The following is a 16464-nucleotide window of genomic DNA, read 5'->3' as shown; positions in this document are numbered from 1 at the left end:
CCGCGCCTATGAGATTTGCAGGAAGATTTACCAGCGGCTTGGTTCTGCTGTTCACAAGCTGCGGCGCATTTGCACAAAGCGAATTGGACGTGCGGATCAAACCCTCGAACGACGCGTTGAAAGCCAACATCGAAGGCTATATCGGCGGGGTGGGCGATCGTGATGAAGAGGCCTTGCCACGGTTCAGCCGTGGCGCCGAGGAGCAGGCGCGCAAAGCCGCCCAGGCGTTGGGCTTTTATCAGCCACAGATCGAAAGTGACGTGAAGGGCGGCAAGAACCCGCGCCTGATCCTCACCATCGACCCCGGCGAACCGGTGCATTTACGTAACGTGACCTTGCGGGTCGATGGCCCGGCCGCGAACCTCAAGGCGTTTCGCGTGCCCGCCAGCAACGACCTCATTTCCGGCGCCGTGCTCAACCATGGCCACTACGAAGACGCCAAGCGGCTGATCCAGAACCAGGCCTCGCGCTACGGTTTTTTCAGCGGGCGGTTTACCCGTCAGAAACTGGCGGTGGACCCCCAGGCCGGCGTTGCCGATATCGAACTTGTCTACGACAGCGGCCCGCGCTACACCCTGGGCAAGGTCAACTTCGCCGGCGACACGCCGTTCGACGAAGAGCTGCTGCAACGCATGGTGCCCTTCAAGGCCGGCGACCCATACGACTCCGAACTGATCGCCGAACTCAACCAGAACCTGCAAGCCAGCGGCTTTTTCGAGGGCGTGCGCGTGGACGCCGCTCCGGCGGCATCGGCCAACGATGTCATCCCGGTCGCCGTACGCCTGCAAACCCGCAAGCCACGCACCATGGGCCTGGGCCTGGGGTTTTCCACCGACGTCGGGCCGCGCGGCAAAGCCAACTGGACGCGCCACTGGGTCAACCCCAAGGCCACAGCTATGGCTGGGAAACCGAACTGTCGGCGCCGCGGCAGAACGTCGGGCTGTGGTACGACATCCCGCGGGACCCGCCGCTTACCGACAAACTGCGTTTCGCCGGTGGCTACCAGAATGAAGAACTGGCCAACACCGACACCCTGAGTAAATTGCTCACCGTGGGCCCGGAATGGCACAGCAAGTTGCCCAGCGGCTGGACCCGGGTGATCTCGCTCAAGTACCAGCGCGAGGAATATCGCCTGGGCGATGACTCGGGCCTGAGTAACCTGGTGATGCCGGGTGTCAGTTATTCCTACCTGCGCAGCGACAACCGCATCGACCCTCACCACGGCTACCGCCTGCAATTGGATACCCGGGTGGCCAAGGAAGGCTTGGGTTCGGACACCAACCTGCTTTACGGCACGGCCATGGTCAAAGGCCTCACCACCTTGTGGGACAACCACCGTTTCCTGGCGCGGGCCCAGTTCGGCGGCAGCGCCACCAATGGCTACAAGTCGGTACCGCCGTCGCTGCGCTTCTTTGCCGGTGGCGACCAGAGCGTGCGCGGCTACGAGTACCAGACCTTGTCCCCCGAAAACGATCGCGGCGACCGCATCGGTGGCCGATACATGGTGGCGTTGAGCGCCGAGTATCAATATTCGATTGCCGACAAATGGCGGATCGCGACGTTTATCGACCAAGGCAATTCCTTCAACAACCTGGAGCTGCCGAGCTTGAAAACCGGGGTCGGCATCGGTGTTCGCTGGGTGTCGCCCGTCGGCCCGATCCGCCTTGACCTGGCCCATGCCCTGCAAGACCCGGGCGGCATTCGTTTGCACTTTTCCATGGGGCCTGAGTTGTGATGCGTGGTTTGAAAATCGCGGGGCTGGCGCTTGTCGCTGTCCTCGCCGTGGTAGTGCTGGCGCTGTGGGTGGTACTCGGTACCCAGGCGGGCAGTCGCTGGGCCTTGGGCCGCTTGCCGGGGGTGAGCGTGGAGAACTTCCAGGGCCACTTGGGTGGGCAGTGGCGCGCCGATCATCTGCTGTGGCAGCAAGGCAGCAGTCGCGTGGAGCTGACTGCGCCGACCTTCGATTGGGCGCCGGCCTGCCTGCCGCGCATGACGCTGTGCATCAACCGGTTGGATGTGGAGCAGGTCAGCCTGCAATTTCCACCGAGTACCGAAGACAGCAGCGGCCCCATCACGTTGCCGGATTTGACGTTGCCGGTTGCCCTGCAGTTGGGCGACATTCGCGTCGCTAGCCTGCTGTTCAACGGCAGCGAGGAGCTCAAGGGTCTGCAATTGGCGGCGCATTGGACCGCCGCCGGCCTGCAGATCGATTCGGTACAACTGCAGCGCGACGACCTGGCGCTGGACCTCACCGGCCTGCTGCAACCCACCGGCGATTGGCCGTTGACCGCCAGCGGCAACCTGAGCCTGCCTTACGCGCCCGGCGGCGCGCCTGGAAAATCGCCCTCAAGGTCGATGGCAACCTGCTCGATACCCTCAAGCTCGACGCCGATAGCAGCGGCTACTTGGCAGCCAAGCTCACCGGCGAGCTGCAACCCTTGGTGGAAAACCTGCCGGCAACCGTGCATATCAAGGCTGACGGTTTCAAGCCCAGCGCCGATTTGCCCGACACCTTGCAACTCAATCAGCTCAACCTCAGCGCCCGAGGCGACCTGAAAAAGGGCTATCAACTGCTGGGCAAAGCCGCGCTGCCGGCGGAAAAAGGCCCGATAGACCTGCTGCTGCAAGGTAAGGTCGACGCCAAGGGCGCACAGATCGCCGGCCTGGGCCTGACTGCCGGGGATAAACAGAGCGTTAAACTCAGCGCCCAGCTGGATTGGCAACAAGGCTTCAGTGCCGACGCCAGGATCGATTGGATCGACTTCCCGTGGCATCGCCTTTATCCGCTGATCGACGCGCCGCAGGTAACATTGCGCACCTTCAACGGTGAGATCTCCTACAAAGATGGCAACTACCTCGGCAACCTCAAGGCCGACCTCGACGGCCCGGCGGGCAAGTTCAATGTAGTCACCCCGTTCAGCGGTGATCTTAAGCAAGTCTTCCTGCCCGAGCTGAAACTGACCGCAGGCCAGGGCAAGGCCGAAGGCCACCTGAACCTGCAGTTCGCCGATGGCATCGCCTGGGATACGGCGCTGGACCTGTCGGCGCTGAACCCGGCGTACTGGGTGGCGGAACTGCCCGGTACGCTGGCCGGGCCGCTGCGCAGCAAAGGCGAGTTCAAGAATGAGCAGCTCAAGCTCAACGCCGACCTCGACCTCAAGGGGCGCTTGCGGGGGCAAACGGCAGTGCTGGCGGCCAAGGCCGATGGCGCCGGCGAGCAATGGACCTTGGCGAACCTGGATATCCGCCTGGGTGACAACCGCATCAATGGCAGCGGCAGCCTGCAACAACGTCTGGCCGGGCAAATCGACATCAAGCTCGCGCGTCTGGCCCAGCTGTGGCCGCAGTTGCGTGGGCAGGTCAACGGTCGTCTCGATGTGGCCGGCAGCCTCAAGGCGCCCCACGGCAAACTCGACCTCAAGGGCCAGCAACTGGCGTTTGCCGACAACCGCCTGCAAAGCTTGAGCCTCGGCGCCACCCTGGATAATGCCCAGCGCGCGACCATCGATCTCAAGGGCAGCGGCATTCAAAGCGGCGAGACCCAACTGGGCACGCTCACCGCCGCCGCCCAGGGCGATATCAACACGCAAAAAGTCCAACTGGACCTGGCCGGCCCGTTGCTCAAACTGGCCCTGGCCCTGGACGGCAACCTCGACAAGGGCAACTGGCGCGGGCGCCTGGCCAGTGGTGATGTGCAAGCCGGCGGCCAGGACTGGAAACTGCAAGCCCCGGCGAAAATCGAGCGCCTGGCCGATGGCAAGCTGACCTTTGCTGCGCATTGCTGGGTGTCCGGTCCTGCCAGCCTTTGCGGCGAAGACCAGCGGCTGATGCCTGAGCCCAAGCTGCGTTACCACCTCAAGCAATTCCCCCTCGACAGCCTCGCGGCGTTTTTGCCTAAAGACTTCGCCTGGCAGGGCAAGCTCAACGCCGACCTGCAGTTGGACCTGCCCAACAGTGGCCCCAAGGGCCTGGTCTCGGTGGATGCCAGTGGCGGCACCTTGCGCGTCAAGGACAAAGACCAGTGGCTGGATTTCCCGTATGACACGCTCAAGCTGGAAACCACCCTCAATCCCAAGCGCATCGACACACAACTGAACCTGCGCGGTGGCAAGCTGGGTGAGTTGCTGGTGCAGGCGCAGATCAACCCATTGCCGAAGAGCAAGCCGATGACGGGCAACTTCAGCCTCGTCGGCCTCGACCTGGCCGTGGCGCGACCCTTTGTACCGATGGTGGAAACCCTCGGCGGCACGCTCAACGGCAATGGACGCATCTCTGGGGGCTATGGCGCCGCAGGTCAACGGCAGCGTGAATCTGGTGGGCGGCGAAATTTCCGGGCCGGAACTGCCCATCAGCCTCGAAGGCTTGAATGTGCAGGCGCTGATCGCCGGTGAAAGCGTGCAGCTCAACGGTGGCTGGCGCAGCGGCAAGGCCGGGCAGGGCAGCCTCAAGGGCCGGATCGACTGGGGCCAGGCCCTGGCAGTGGACCTGAGCCTGCAAGGTTCGCAGTTGCCGGTGACGGTGGAGCCCTACGCGGTGCTCGAAGTGGCGCCCGACCTGAACATCAGCCTCAAGGATGACAAACTCGCCATCGTCGGCAAGGTGCGGATCCCCCGTGGTGACATCACCGTGCGCGAACTGCCGCCGTCGACCGTCAAGGTGTCGGACGACACGATCATCATTGGCAGCCAGACCGAAGAGGGCAAGCCGCCGATGGCCATGGCTATGGATATCGACGTGGCGGTGGGTGAAGACCAGCTCAATTTCTCCGGCTTCGGCCTGACCGCCAAGGTGCAGGGCCACGTGCATATCGGCGACAACCTAGACACCCGTGGCGAGTTGTGGCTCAACGACGGCCGCTATCGCGCCTATGGCCAGAAACTCGACGTACGCCGCGCGCGCCTGCTGTTCGCCGGGCCCCTGGACCAGCCGTACCTGGATATCGAAGCCATCCGCAAGACCGACGACGTGGTGGCCGGCATCCGCCTCAGCGGCAGCGCCGAACAACCCACCACGCAAATCTTCTCGGAACCGGCCATGAGCCAGGAGCAGGCGCTGTCCTACCTGGTGCTGGGCCGCCCGCTGAGCACCACTGGCGAAGACAACAACATGCTCGCCCAAGCCGCCCTGGGCCTGGGCTTGATGGGCAGCGCAGGGGTGACATCCGACCTGGCCAGGAACCTGGGCATCAAGGACTTCGAACTCGACACCCAGGGCAGTGGTAACAACACAGCGGTGGTGGCCAGCGGCAAGATCACCGAGAAACTCAGCCTGCGTTACGGCGTCGGGGTGTTCGAACCGGCCAGCACCATCGCCTTGCGCTACCTGCTGAGCAAGAAGGTGTACCTGGAAGTGGCCAGCGGCGTGGCCAGCTCGCTGGATATCTTCTACAAACGCGATTTCTGATCCTGAAGCGGTAAAAAAAGTGGGCGGGGCGGGGCGACGATGCGACTTGCCCCCTCCCACATGGGGCCTCTTTCAATCCTCCTTCCTGAACAAATACCAAGCAACCTAATTATTCCATTTGACTTTCGCTGCCTAGGCAGTAACATCTCGTCATACATTCACTGCCTAGGCAGTAATAAGGTGACTTCCGATGTCCCACTTCACCCCTGACAACTTCCACAACTGCCACCTCGGCTTGTTGCTGGGCCGCGCGGCGATCCTCAAGGACCGCATCATCGACACCCATATGGAACCCCACGGCATTACCGCCGCGCAGTTCAAGGTGCTGATCATCATGGCGCAGTTCGGCGTCGACACCCCGGCCGAGCTGTGTCGCCACCTGTCGTTGGACAGCGGCTCGATGACCCGCATGCTCGACCGGCTGGAGCAAAAAGACTTGCTCAGCCGCAAGCGCTCCGAACTCGACCGCCGCCAAGTGCAGTTGGTACTGACCCCCGACGGCCAGCGCCTGGCGGACCTGCTGCCGTACATCGGCGCGCAAGCGTTGAACCAGTTGGCCGGCGCACTTGAGCCGGGCGAGCTGGAAACCCTGGAACGGATTCTCAAGAAAATTCTGATAGCTGCCGGTGACCCCATCACCCTGCAGCGGGTAGGTAAATAATGAACCCACGTGCCCTTTGCCTGGTGCTCGCGGCGATGAGCCTGGCCGGTTGCGCCAACTTCAGCGGCCTCGACACCCAAGGCCGGCGCCTCGACGCCAACACCTTGCAGGCGGGTAAATCCCTGAGCGGTGCGGCCCTGTCGAACGCCGCCTGGCCTCGCGCCGACTGGTGGAAAGCCTCGGCGACCCGCAACTCGACGGCCTGATCCAGGAGGCCCTGCAAAACAGCCCCGACATGCAAGTGGCCAGCGCCCGTGCCCACCAGGCCCAGGCCGCTGCCTACGCCGCGAACGCCGCGCGCATGCCGACCCTGGACGCCAGCGCCGGCGTCAGCCGCTCGCGCCTGGCCCGGGACCAAGACCCGCGCGGTGAGGGCGATGCCTACTCCACCGTGCGTAATATTGGCGCCAGCTTCAATTACACCTTCGACCTGTGGGGTGGCCAGCGCGCCGCCTGGGAAGCCGCGTTGGGCCAGGCCCGTGCCGCCGAAGTCGACCAGCAGGCCGCGCGCCTGACCCTTGCCGCCGATGTGGCCAAGGCCTACAGCGACCTGGGCCAGGCGCATATCGTGCGCGACCTGGCCACCGATGACCTCAAGCGCACCCGGCAAATGCTTGAATTGAGCAAGCGACGCCTGAGCGCGGGCATCGACAGCCAATACCAGTACCAGCAGACCGAGAGCCTGGAAGCCAGCTCCCAGTCGCAACTGATCGACGCGGAAAAACAACTGCAGAGTGCCAAGATCGCCCTGGCGGTGTTGCTCGGCAAGGGCCCGGATCGCGGCAATGAGCTGGCACGCCCCAGCGTGTTGAAACCCGCCGCCGTTGCCGTCCCTTCGGTGCTGCCCGCCGAACTGTTGGGCCGTCGCCCGGACCTGATCGCCGCGCGCTGGCGGGTCGAGGCCGCGAGCAAGGACATCGCCGCGAGCAAAACGCGCTTCTACCCCAACCTCAACTTGAGCGCGAGCGCCGGGGCCGAGTCGTTGCTGGGGGACGCGATGTTTGGTTCGCCGAGCCGCTTCTTCAATATCGCACCGACTATTTCCCTGCCGATCTTCGACGGCGGCCGCCTGCGCGCCGACCTTGACGCGCGTGACGCCGACTACGACCTGGCGGTGGCGCAATACAACAAAACCCTGGTGCAGGCCTTGGGCGATATCGGCGACACGCTGTCGCAACTGCGCGAAACCGGCCGGCAGATCCAGGCCCAGCAACACGCCACCGACATTGCCCAGCAGTCCTACGACACCGTGGTTCAGCGCTACGGCTCCGGGGTCGGTAACTACCTGGATGTGCTCAGCATCGAGCAGCAATTGCTGCAGGCCCAGCGTCAGCTGGCGACCTTGAATGCCGGGCAAATCGCTCTGTCGATTCAATTGATGCAGGCCCTGGGCGGCGGCTTCGACGCCGACAACGTGGCATCGACCACCCCAGCCACACGCACGGAATAATTCGAGGTATTTGTCATGGCCACTGCCGAAAACACCCAAGCAACTGAACAACCGAAAGACAGCAACCCGCGCAAACGCAAAGTCATGCTGATCGGCCTGGCGCTGATCGTCATCCTCGGCGTCGTGGGCGTATGGGGCTGGTATGAATTCTACGGGCGCTTCAACGAAAGCACCGACGATGCCTATGTAAACGGCAACGTAGTGGAAATCACCCCGCTGGTTACCGGCACCGTGGTCAGCATCGGCGCCGACGATGGCGACCTGGTCCACGAAGGCCAGGTGCTGGTCAATTTCGACCCGAATGACGCTGCCGTCGGCCTGCAAAGTGCCCAGGCCAACCTGGCGCGCACCGTGCGCCAGGTGCGCGGTTTGTATAGCAACGTCGACGGCATGAAAGCCCAGGTGAACGCACAGAAAGCCGACGTGCAAACCGCCCAGGACAACTACAACCGCCGTAAGACATTGGCCCAGGGCGGGGCGATCTCCCAGGAAGAACTGTCCCACGCCCGTGACAGCCTGACCGCGGCGAAGAACGCGCTGACCAACCTTGAGCAGCAACTCAAGACCAGCAATGCGCTGGTGGATGACACCGTGATCAGCCTCACCCCGACGTGCAGGCCGCCGCCGCGCAACTGCGCCAGGCCTACCTGACCAATGCGCGCAGCACCCTGATCGCTCCGGTGACCGGCTACGTGGCCAAGCGCACCGTGCAACTGGGCCAGCGCGTGCAACCGGGCACCGCGTTGATGGCGGTGATCCCGTTGAACCAACTGTGGATCGACGCCAACTTCAAGGAAACCCAACTGCGCGACATGCGCATCGGCCAACCGGTAGACATCGAGTCGGACATCTACGGCAGCGACGTGAAATTCAGCGGCACCGTCGACAGCCTCGGCGCCGGCACCGGCAGCGCGTTTGCCCTGTTGCCCGCGCAGAACGCTACCGGTAACTGGATCAAGATCGTGCAGCGGGTACCGGTGCGTATTCACATCAATGCCGAAGAACTGGCCAAGCACCCGCTGCGCGTGGGCTTGAGCACGATGGTCAACGTGAACCTGCACGACCAGAGCGGCCCGGCGCTGGCGCAACAGCCACCGCAAAAGGCCTCGTTCACCACCAACGTGTATGACCGCCAATTGGCCGAGGCTGACGCCATGATCACCCAGTTGATCCATGACAACAGCGTCGCCGCTCCCAAGGCTGTGCAACGCTGATGAGCAATAACGCCTCCTTCACGCCACCCAGCCTGTTGATGGCCACCATTGGCCTGTCGCTGGCGACCTTTATGCAGGTGCTCGACACCACCATCGCCAACGTGGCGTTGCCGACCATTTCCGGCAACCTGGGTGTGAGTTCGAGCAGGGCACCTGGGTGATCACCTCGTTTGCCGTGAGCAACGCCATCGCCTTGCCGCTCACCGGCTGGCTGAGCCGTCGCTTCGGCGAGGTGAAGCTGTTCCTGTGGGCAACCCTGCTGTTTGTGCTGGCCTCGTTCCTCTGCGGTATTTCTACCTCGATGCCCGAGCTGATCGGCTTTCGGGTGCTGCAAGGCCTGGTGGCCGGGCCGTTGTACCCGATGACCCAGACCCTGCTGATTGCGGTGTATCCGCCCGCCAGGCGCGGCATGGCCCTGGCGTTGCTGGCGATGGTCACGGTGGTGGCGCCGATTGCCGGGCCTATCCTCGGCGGCTGGATCACCGACAGCTACAGCTGGCCATGGATCTTTTTCATCAACGTGCCCATCGGTATCTTTGCGGCGATGGTGGTGCGTTCGCAGTTGAAAAAACGCCCGGTGGTGACCAGCTACCAGCCGATGGATTACGTCGGTTTGCTCAGCTTGATCGTGGGCGTCGGCGCCCTGCAGATCATCCTCGACAAGGGCAATGACCTGGACTGGTTCGAATCCAACTTCATCCTCATCGGCGCGGCGATTTCGGTGATTGCCCTGGCGGTGTTCGTGATCTGGGAAATGACCGACAAGCACCCAGTGGTCAACCTGCGCTTGTTTGCCTACCGCAACTTCCGTATCGGCACCATTGTGTTGATCGGCGGCTATGCGGGCTTCTTCGGCATCAACCTGATCCTGCCGCAGTGGCTGCAAACCCAGATGGGCTACACCGCCACCTGGGCCGGGCTGGCGGTGGCGCCGATCGGTATTCTGCCGGTGCTGATGTCGCCGTTCGTGGGTAAGTATGCGCACAAGTTCGACCTGCGCCTGCTGGCGGGGCTGTCGTTCCTGGCGATGGGGTTGAGTTGCTTCATGCGCGCCGGCTTCACTAACGAGGTGGACTTCACCCACATCGCCCTGGTGCAGTTGTTCATGGGCATCGGCGTGGCGCTGTTCTTCATGCCGACCTTGAGCATCCTGATGTCCGACCTGCCGCCGCAGCAGATTGCCGACGGCGCCGGCCTGGCCACTTTCCTGCGGACCCTGGGCGGCAGCTTTGCGGCGTCGCTCACCACATGGATCTGGATTCGCCGGGCCGACCAACACCATGCCTACATGAGCGAGAACATGACCGTTTATGACTCGGCCACGCGCGACGCCTTGCAGGCGCTGGGTGGGGCAGGGCAGAAGGCATACACGCAACTGGACCAGATACTGACCAGCCAGGCGTACATGATGTCCACCGTGGACTACTTCACCTTGATGGGGTGGATATTCGCCGGGTTGATGCTGTTGGTGTGGCTGGCCAAGCCGCCGTTTACCGCCAAGGCGGGGCCTGCGGCTTCAGGTCACTGACCGCTGAAGGCTGTAATGCAATTCAATTGGATCTCTATTCACGTTTGAACGACGGTGTGCTTGAGTCAGGCGCCAGGCAGCGCCAACTGCGGGTTCACAAAATCAAACGCCGCCAACGCGAACCCCTGCTCATCCACCTGCAAGGCCCAGCCTTGCTTGTCCCAGTCCCCCAGCACAATGCGCTTGGCCGCCTGGTCACCGATCTGCAATTTGTGGATGGCCGGGCGGTGGGTGTGGCCGTGGACCAGGGTACGCACGCCAAAGTGCTGCATCACCCGTGGCACTTCCTCGGGCGTCACATCGACAATGTCGTTGGCCTTCATGCGGGTTTGCGCACGGCTTTCGCTGCGCAGCTTGCGCGCCAGCCTGTGGCGGGTACGCAAAGGCAGGTGACGCAGGATAAACAGCACGAGCGGGTTACGCAGGATGCGCCGCAGCTTCATATAGCCGAGGTCGCGGGTACACAGGCTGTCGCCGTGCATCAGCAGCACGGGTTCGCCGTAAAACTGCACGACACTCGGGTCCTTGAGCAGGGTGGCGCCTGCGGCTTTGCAGAACGCCTTGCCGATCAGGAAATCGCGGTTGCCGTGCATGATGAAAATCGGGGTGCCGCTGTCGCTCAGCTCACGCAGAGCCTCGCCAATCGAACGCTGGAAGGCGGTCATCCCATCGTCGCCAATCCAGGCTTCGAAGAAGTCCCCCAGAATGTACAACGCCTGGGCACCACGGGCGCGGCCGTGGAGCAGATCCAGAAACGCCCGGGTGATGTCCGGGCGCTCCTGTTCCAGATGCAAGTCTGAAATCAGCAATATCACGCTTCGATGATCTCGGCTTTCTCGACGATCACGTCTTCGGCGGGAACGTCCTGGTGACCGGCCTTGGAGGTGGTGGACACGCCTTTGATCTTGTCGACAACGTCGGTGCCTGCGGTGACTTTACCGAACACCGCGTAGCCCCAACCCTGCACGTTCTTGCCGCTGTGGTTCAGGAAGGCGTTGTCGGCGACGTTGATGAAGAACTGCGCGGAGGCTGAATGCGGCTCCATGGTACGGGCCATGGCGACGGTGTACTTGTCGTTGGAAAGGCCGTTATCCGCTTCGTTCTGGATGCTTGGGCGCTTGTCTTTCTTCTTCTTTCATGCCCGGCTCGAAACCGCCGCCCTGGATCATGAAGTTGCCGATGACACGGTGGAAAACAGTGCTTTCGTAGTGGCCGGCCTTCACGTACTCGATGAAGTTGGCGACGGTGATCGGCGCTTTCTCGGCGTTCAGTTCGATGACGATGTCACCGTGGTTGGTGGTCAGTTTCACTTGAGTCATGTTCACTACTCTTTTCAGGGAATTCGTGGGTTTGGGCGAATAAACGCTTTACCTGTCTGGCTAAACGGCGGCCAAGCGCGCGCAGTTTAGCCTGCCCCGTGCGAATTTCGAGGTGGTTTTTTACCGCCCGGGCAATTAATTGGCCGCGCTCTGTCAGTGTCTTGACTGCTTCGGCTATCATGAGCCCTTTGTTTTATCTGGCCCCAACCGGCCACGAACCTGTCTGTTCAAGGATCCCATGAGCAAGCCCACTGTCGACCCTACCTCGAACGCCAAGGCCGGACCTGCCGTCCCGGTCAATTTCCTGCGCCCGATCATCCAGGCGGACCTGGATTCGGGCAAGCACACGCAGATCGTCACCCGTTTCCCGCCAGAGCCCAACGGCTATCTGCACATCGGTCACGCCAAGTCGATCTGTGTGAACTTCGGCCTGGCCCAGGAGTTCGGTGGCGTCACGCACTTGCGTTTCGACGACACCAACCCGGCCAAGGAAGACCAGGAATACATCGACGCGATCGAAAGCGACGTGAAGTGGCTGGGCTTCGAATGGTCCGGTGAAGTGCGCTATGCCTCGCAGTACTTCGACCAGTTGCACGACTGGGCCGTCGAGCTGATCAAGGCCGGCAAGGCCTACGTCGACGACCTGAGCCCCGAGCAAGCCAAGGAATACCGTGGCAGCCTCACCGAGCCGGGCAAGAACAGCCCGTTCCGTGACCGCTCCGTGGAGGAGAACCTCGACTGGTTCGCCCGCATGCGCGCCGGTGAGTTCCCGGACGGCGCCCGCGTGTTGCGCGCCAAGATCGACATGGCCTCGCCGAACATGAACCTGCGCGACCCGATCATGTACCGCATCCGCCATGCCCACCACCACCAGACCGGTGACAAGTGGTGCATCTACCCCAACTACGATTTCACCCACGGTCAGTCGGACGCCATCGAAGGCATCACCCACTCCATCTGCACCCTGGAATTCGAAAGCCATCGCCCGCTGTACGAGTGGTTCCTGAGCAACCTGCCGGTGCCGGCGCAGCCGCGCCAGTACGAATTCAGCCGCCTGAACCTGAACTACACCATCACCAGCAAGCGCAAGCTCAAGCAACTGGTCGATGAAAAACACGTGCATGGCTGGGATGACCCGCGCATGTCGACGCTGTCGGGCTTCCGCCGTCGCGGCTACACCCCGGCGTCGATCCGCAACTTCTGCGACATGGTCGGCACCAACCGTTCCGACGGCGTGGTCGACTTTGGCATGCTCGAATTCAGCATCCGCCAGGACCTCGACGCCAACGCCCCGCGCGCCATGTGCGTGCTGCGCCCGCTGAAAGTCGTGATCACCAACTACCCGCAAGACCAGGTCGAACACCTCGAACTGCCGCGTCACCCGCAAAAAGAAGAACTCGGCGTGCGCAAGCTGCCGTTCGCCCGTGAACTCTACATCGACCGCGATGACTTCATGGAAGAACCGCCGAAGGGCTACAAGCGCCTGGAGCCCAATGGCGAAGTGCGCCTGCGTGGCAGCTACGTGATCCGCGCTGACGAAGCGATCAAGGACGCCGATGGCAACATCGTCGAACTGCGTTGCTCGTACGACCCGGACACCCTGGGCAAGAACCCTGAAGGCCGCAAGGTCAAGGGTGTGGTCCACTGGGTGCCGGCCGCCGCCAGCATCGAGTGCGAAGTGCGCCTGTACGATCGTCTGTTCCGTTCGCCCAACCCCGAGAAGGCCGAAGACAGCGCGAGTTTCCTCGACAACATCAACCCTGACTCCCTGCAAGTACTACGGGTTGTCGTGCCGAGCCATCGCTTGGCGACGCACAGCCGGAAGACCGTTTCCAGTTCGAGCGCGAAGGTTACTTCTGCGCGGATATCAAGGACTCCAAACCTGGTCATCCGGTATTCAACCGTACCGTGACCTTGCGTGATTCGTGGGGCCAGTGATTTAAGGGAGTTGTCGTGTTAACGATCTACAACACACTCAGCAAGACCAAAGAAGTCTTCAAGCCGCTCGATGGCAACAAAGTGCGCATGTACGTGTGCGGCATGACCGTGTACGACTACTGCCACATCGGCCACGGCCGCAGCATGGTTGCCTTCGACCTGGTGACCCGCTGGTTGCGTTTCAGCGGTTACGACCTGACCTATGTGCGCAACATCACCGACATCGACGACAAGATCATCAACCGCGCCAATGAAAACGGCGAGGCGTTCGACGCGCTGACCGAGCGCATGATCACCGCGATGCACGAGGACGAGGCGCGCCTCAACATCCTCAAGCCGGACATGGAACCGCGTGCCACCGACCACATCCCTGGCATGCACGCGATGATCCAGACCCTGATCGACAAGGGCTATGCCTACGCCCCCGGCAATGGCGACGTGTACTACCGCGTCGCCAAGTTCATGGGCTACGGCAAGCTGTCGCGCAAGAAGATCGAAGACCTGCGCATCGGCGCGCGCATCGAAGTCGACGAAGCCGGCGCAGGACCCGCTCGATTTCGTGCTGTGGAAAGCCACCAAGCCCGGCGAGCCAAGCTGGGAGTCGCCATGGGGCGCCGGGCGTCCGGGTTGGCACATCGAATGCTCGGTGATGTCCACCTGCCGCCTGGGCGAGACCTTCGACATTCATGGTGGCGGCAGCGACCTGGAGTTCCCGCACCACGAAAACGAAATCGCCCAGAGCGAAGCCGCCACCGGCAAGACCTACGCCAACGCCTGGATGCACTGCGGCATGATCCGCATCAATGGCGAGAAGATGTCCAAGTCCTTGAACAACTTCTTCACCATCCGCGACGTGCTGGAAAAGTACCACCCGGAAGTGGTGCGTTACCTGCTGGTGTCCAGCCATTACCGCAGCGCCATCAACTACTCGGAAGACAACCTCAAGGATGCCAAGGGCGCCCTGGAGCGGTTCTACCACGCGTTGAAAGGCCTTCCCGCAGTGGCTCCGGCCGGCGGCGAAGCGTTCGTGGCACGCTTTACCGAAGTCATGAACGACGACTTCGGCACCCCGGAAGCCTGCGCGGTGCTGTTCGAAATGGTGCGCGAGATCAACCGCCTGCGCGAGAGCGATCTCGACGCGGCGGCGGCCTGGCGGCGCGCCTCAAAGAGCTGGCCAGCGTGCTGGGCGTGTTGCAGATGCACGCCGATGACTTCCTGCAAGCCGGCGCTGAAGGGCGTGTGGATGCGGCTGAGGTGGATGCGCTGATTCAGGCGCGCCTGGCCGCTCGCGCAGGCAAGGACTGGGCGGAGTCCGACCGTATCCGTGACCAACTGACCGCGATGGGTGTGGTGTTGGAAGACGGCAAGGGTGGGACGACGTGGCGGTTGGCTGACTGAGGCTTGGTTGCCGCACGCTGAATAAAAAACGCCCCGACTGGTTCGGGGCGTTTTTTTTTGTGTTCTCAACGCTCTCCTCGCGATCTCAAGTGATGTGAGAGGCAAGCCCGCAAGCCTGTATGAAATGGAACCTCCCGCCGCCACTTCCCCACTTAGCGAATAAGAGGCCTCTCTGGCCTGCCGATCAGCGATGACAGGTTCACATAACCTCTACCCGCTGACGCATAGGTAACGCGTTTGACAGCACCTGTTCTTAGGACGAGGACATTTTCAAAAGTCTCTTTTAAGAGGGTTGAATATGCCGGTCTCCATGATCAATCTCCACGCACGCAACAGTCTGTACCCCTCCCACCCATCGCCTGAGCCTGAGGGCCCGCGCATCGCCGTTTCGTCTGAGAACACTGCGCAGCCCGGCTCGCCTCCAGGCAACGGGTTATTGCGAGCGCCGGGCGGGCACGTGGCGCCGCTTCCCTTTGGTACATCAGCGTTCGAGGAAACCGCTGCACGGCGCGAAAAAACGCTCGCTTTTGAACGTGCCCTCCAGCCCCACGCGTCACACCCTGGGCATGCTGGATGGCCCGGCGTCTGCCTCCGTCGAAGCAGATAAAACCCTGCAAACACAATTGACCGGGAAAATGGCAAGCGTGTCTGACTCGTCGGTGAGCGTACCCGCGAACGCCCTGATCTCGCGACCGTTCGAGATCTACAAGCAAGTGGTGAATCAGCCCGAAGTACTGGCCTGGTTGAGGAGCAAGGGGTTTTCACTGGACTCGGTCGTTATTGGCCACAACGGCGTAACGGGCCTGGTCACCCGCGATGGTGTGGTCACCCGCCAAACCTATGCGTTGCAAGACACCTGCGGCTGGTGGCAAATATCCGGTCGAGTGATGCGCGCGCTCGAAGCACTGGACCCCTCACACCACGGCGTGCCTTACGTCTCTGCCGCCAGCTCGCACATTTCTCGCAACGTGGCGAGCCTGTTTTATGGCGTTCAGCCGCCTCACACCCCGGAGCAAGCGAGCGCATTGGCCGCGACGCTGGAGGCGGGTTGGCCCGCGCTCTCCACAGCCCAGACACGTAACCGCCAACTCAGGCTCGAATGGGCCAAGCGCGGTATCGCTGAAATGGACGACCGACACAACCTGGCGGACGCCTTGCAGCGAGTGGCGCAGGGCCTTGAAGACGATAAGCCGATAGCGTTATCGGCTACCGCGTTCGAGGTGTCTCGAACACACCCGTTAAAGAGCGATCACGAGGCTCGCACACGCCTGGCCGAGCTGATTGCACGCCCCGAGATGCAGGGTGTTTTGGCGGACCTTGGGCAAACATTGCCGGACCGGCCGGTGCGTATCAGCGAAGGCCGTCTGCAAGTGCTGCAACCCACGCTGAATCAATGGTTGGAGGTACCTGTCAGTGACCGTTGGAGCCAGCCGCTGAAAGACGCATTGGCGGCGGTCGTCGTGTCGAGCGAACCGTTCGGTAACGCGCTCTATTCAGGACGATAGCCACGATCTGCGCCAGGTCGCCAGGTCGATGGGCCTGGGGGCGCTCGA

General features: G+C 62.4%; 3 protein-coding genes and 8 pseudogenes. 9 read left to right on the top strand and 2 right to left on the bottom strand.

Annotated elements, in window-relative coordinates:
• Nucleotides 1–8: 8 nt before the first annotated feature.
• From AB4O25_RS08015 to AB4O25_RS07990, 6 genes and pseudogenes are all read left to right on the top strand, one after another.
• Nucleotides 9–1735: pseudogene (locus AB4O25_RS08015) on the top strand (autotransporter assembly complex protein TamA).
• A pseudogene (locus AB4O25_RS08010) lies at nt 1735–5403 on the top strand (translocation/assembly module TamB domain-containing protein). Before AB4O25_RS08015 ends, AB4O25_RS08010 begins: the two co-directional pseudogenes overlap by 1 nt.
• 190 nt (nt 5404–5593) lie before the next feature.
• Nucleotides 5594–6064 (top strand): MarR family winged helix-turn-helix transcriptional regulator, encoded by a 471-nt coding sequence (locus AB4O25_RS08005; RefSeq protein ID WP_017527130.1) that lies wholly within the window; start codon nt 5594–5596, stop codon nt 6062–6064.
• Nucleotides 6064–7514, top strand: a pseudogene (locus AB4O25_RS08000) (efflux transporter outer membrane subunit). Before AB4O25_RS08005 ends, AB4O25_RS08000 begins: the two are co-directional and overlap by 1 nt.
• Nucleotides 7515–7529: 15 nt before the next feature.
• Nucleotides 7530–8728 (top strand): annotated as a pseudogene (locus AB4O25_RS07995) (efflux RND transporter periplasmic adaptor subunit).
• Nucleotides 8728–10256 (top strand): annotated as a pseudogene (locus AB4O25_RS07990) (DHA2 family efflux MFS transporter permease subunit). Before AB4O25_RS07995 ends, AB4O25_RS07990 begins: the two co-directional pseudogenes overlap by 1 nt.
• A gap of 65 nt (nt 10257–10321) precedes the next feature.
• Here the strand turns inward: AB4O25_RS07990 and lpxH are convergent.
• A complete protein-coding gene (gene lpxH / locus AB4O25_RS07985) occupies nt 10322–11071 on the bottom strand; it encodes a UDP-2,3-diacylglucosamine diphosphatase (RefSeq protein WP_017527134.1) in 750 nt (249 codons plus the stop codon).
• Nucleotides 11068–11575: pseudogene (locus AB4O25_RS07980) on the bottom strand (peptidylprolyl isomerase). The gene lpxH and the pseudogene AB4O25_RS07980 overlap by 4 nt, the downstream one beginning before the upstream one ends.
• A 238-nt stretch (nt 11576–11813) precedes the next feature.
• Between AB4O25_RS07980 and AB4O25_RS07975 the strand changes: the two are divergent.
• The 3 genes and pseudogenes from AB4O25_RS07975 (at nt 11814) to AB4O25_RS07965 (ending at nt 16416) form a co-directional block, all read left to right on the top strand.
• Nucleotides 11814–13513 (top strand): annotated as a pseudogene (locus tag AB4O25_RS07975) (glutamine--tRNA ligase/YqeY domain fusion protein).
• 15 nt (nt 13514–13528) lie between these two features.
• A pseudogene (gene cysS / locus AB4O25_RS07970) lies at nt 13529–14911 on the top strand (cysteine--tRNA ligase).
• Between the two features lie 527 nt (nt 14912–15438).
• Entirely contained in the window at nt 15439–16416 is a 978-nt protein-coding gene (locus tag AB4O25_RS07965; RefSeq protein ID WP_460150732.1) for a hypothetical protein, read from the top strand.
• The last annotated feature ends 48 nt before the right edge of the window (nt 16417–16464 follow it).

The organism is Pseudomonas sp. S3_A03 (assembly GCF_054668275.1).
Note: the sequence above shows the minus strand (reverse complement) of the source record. Positions and strands in the feature narration are given on the sequence as shown.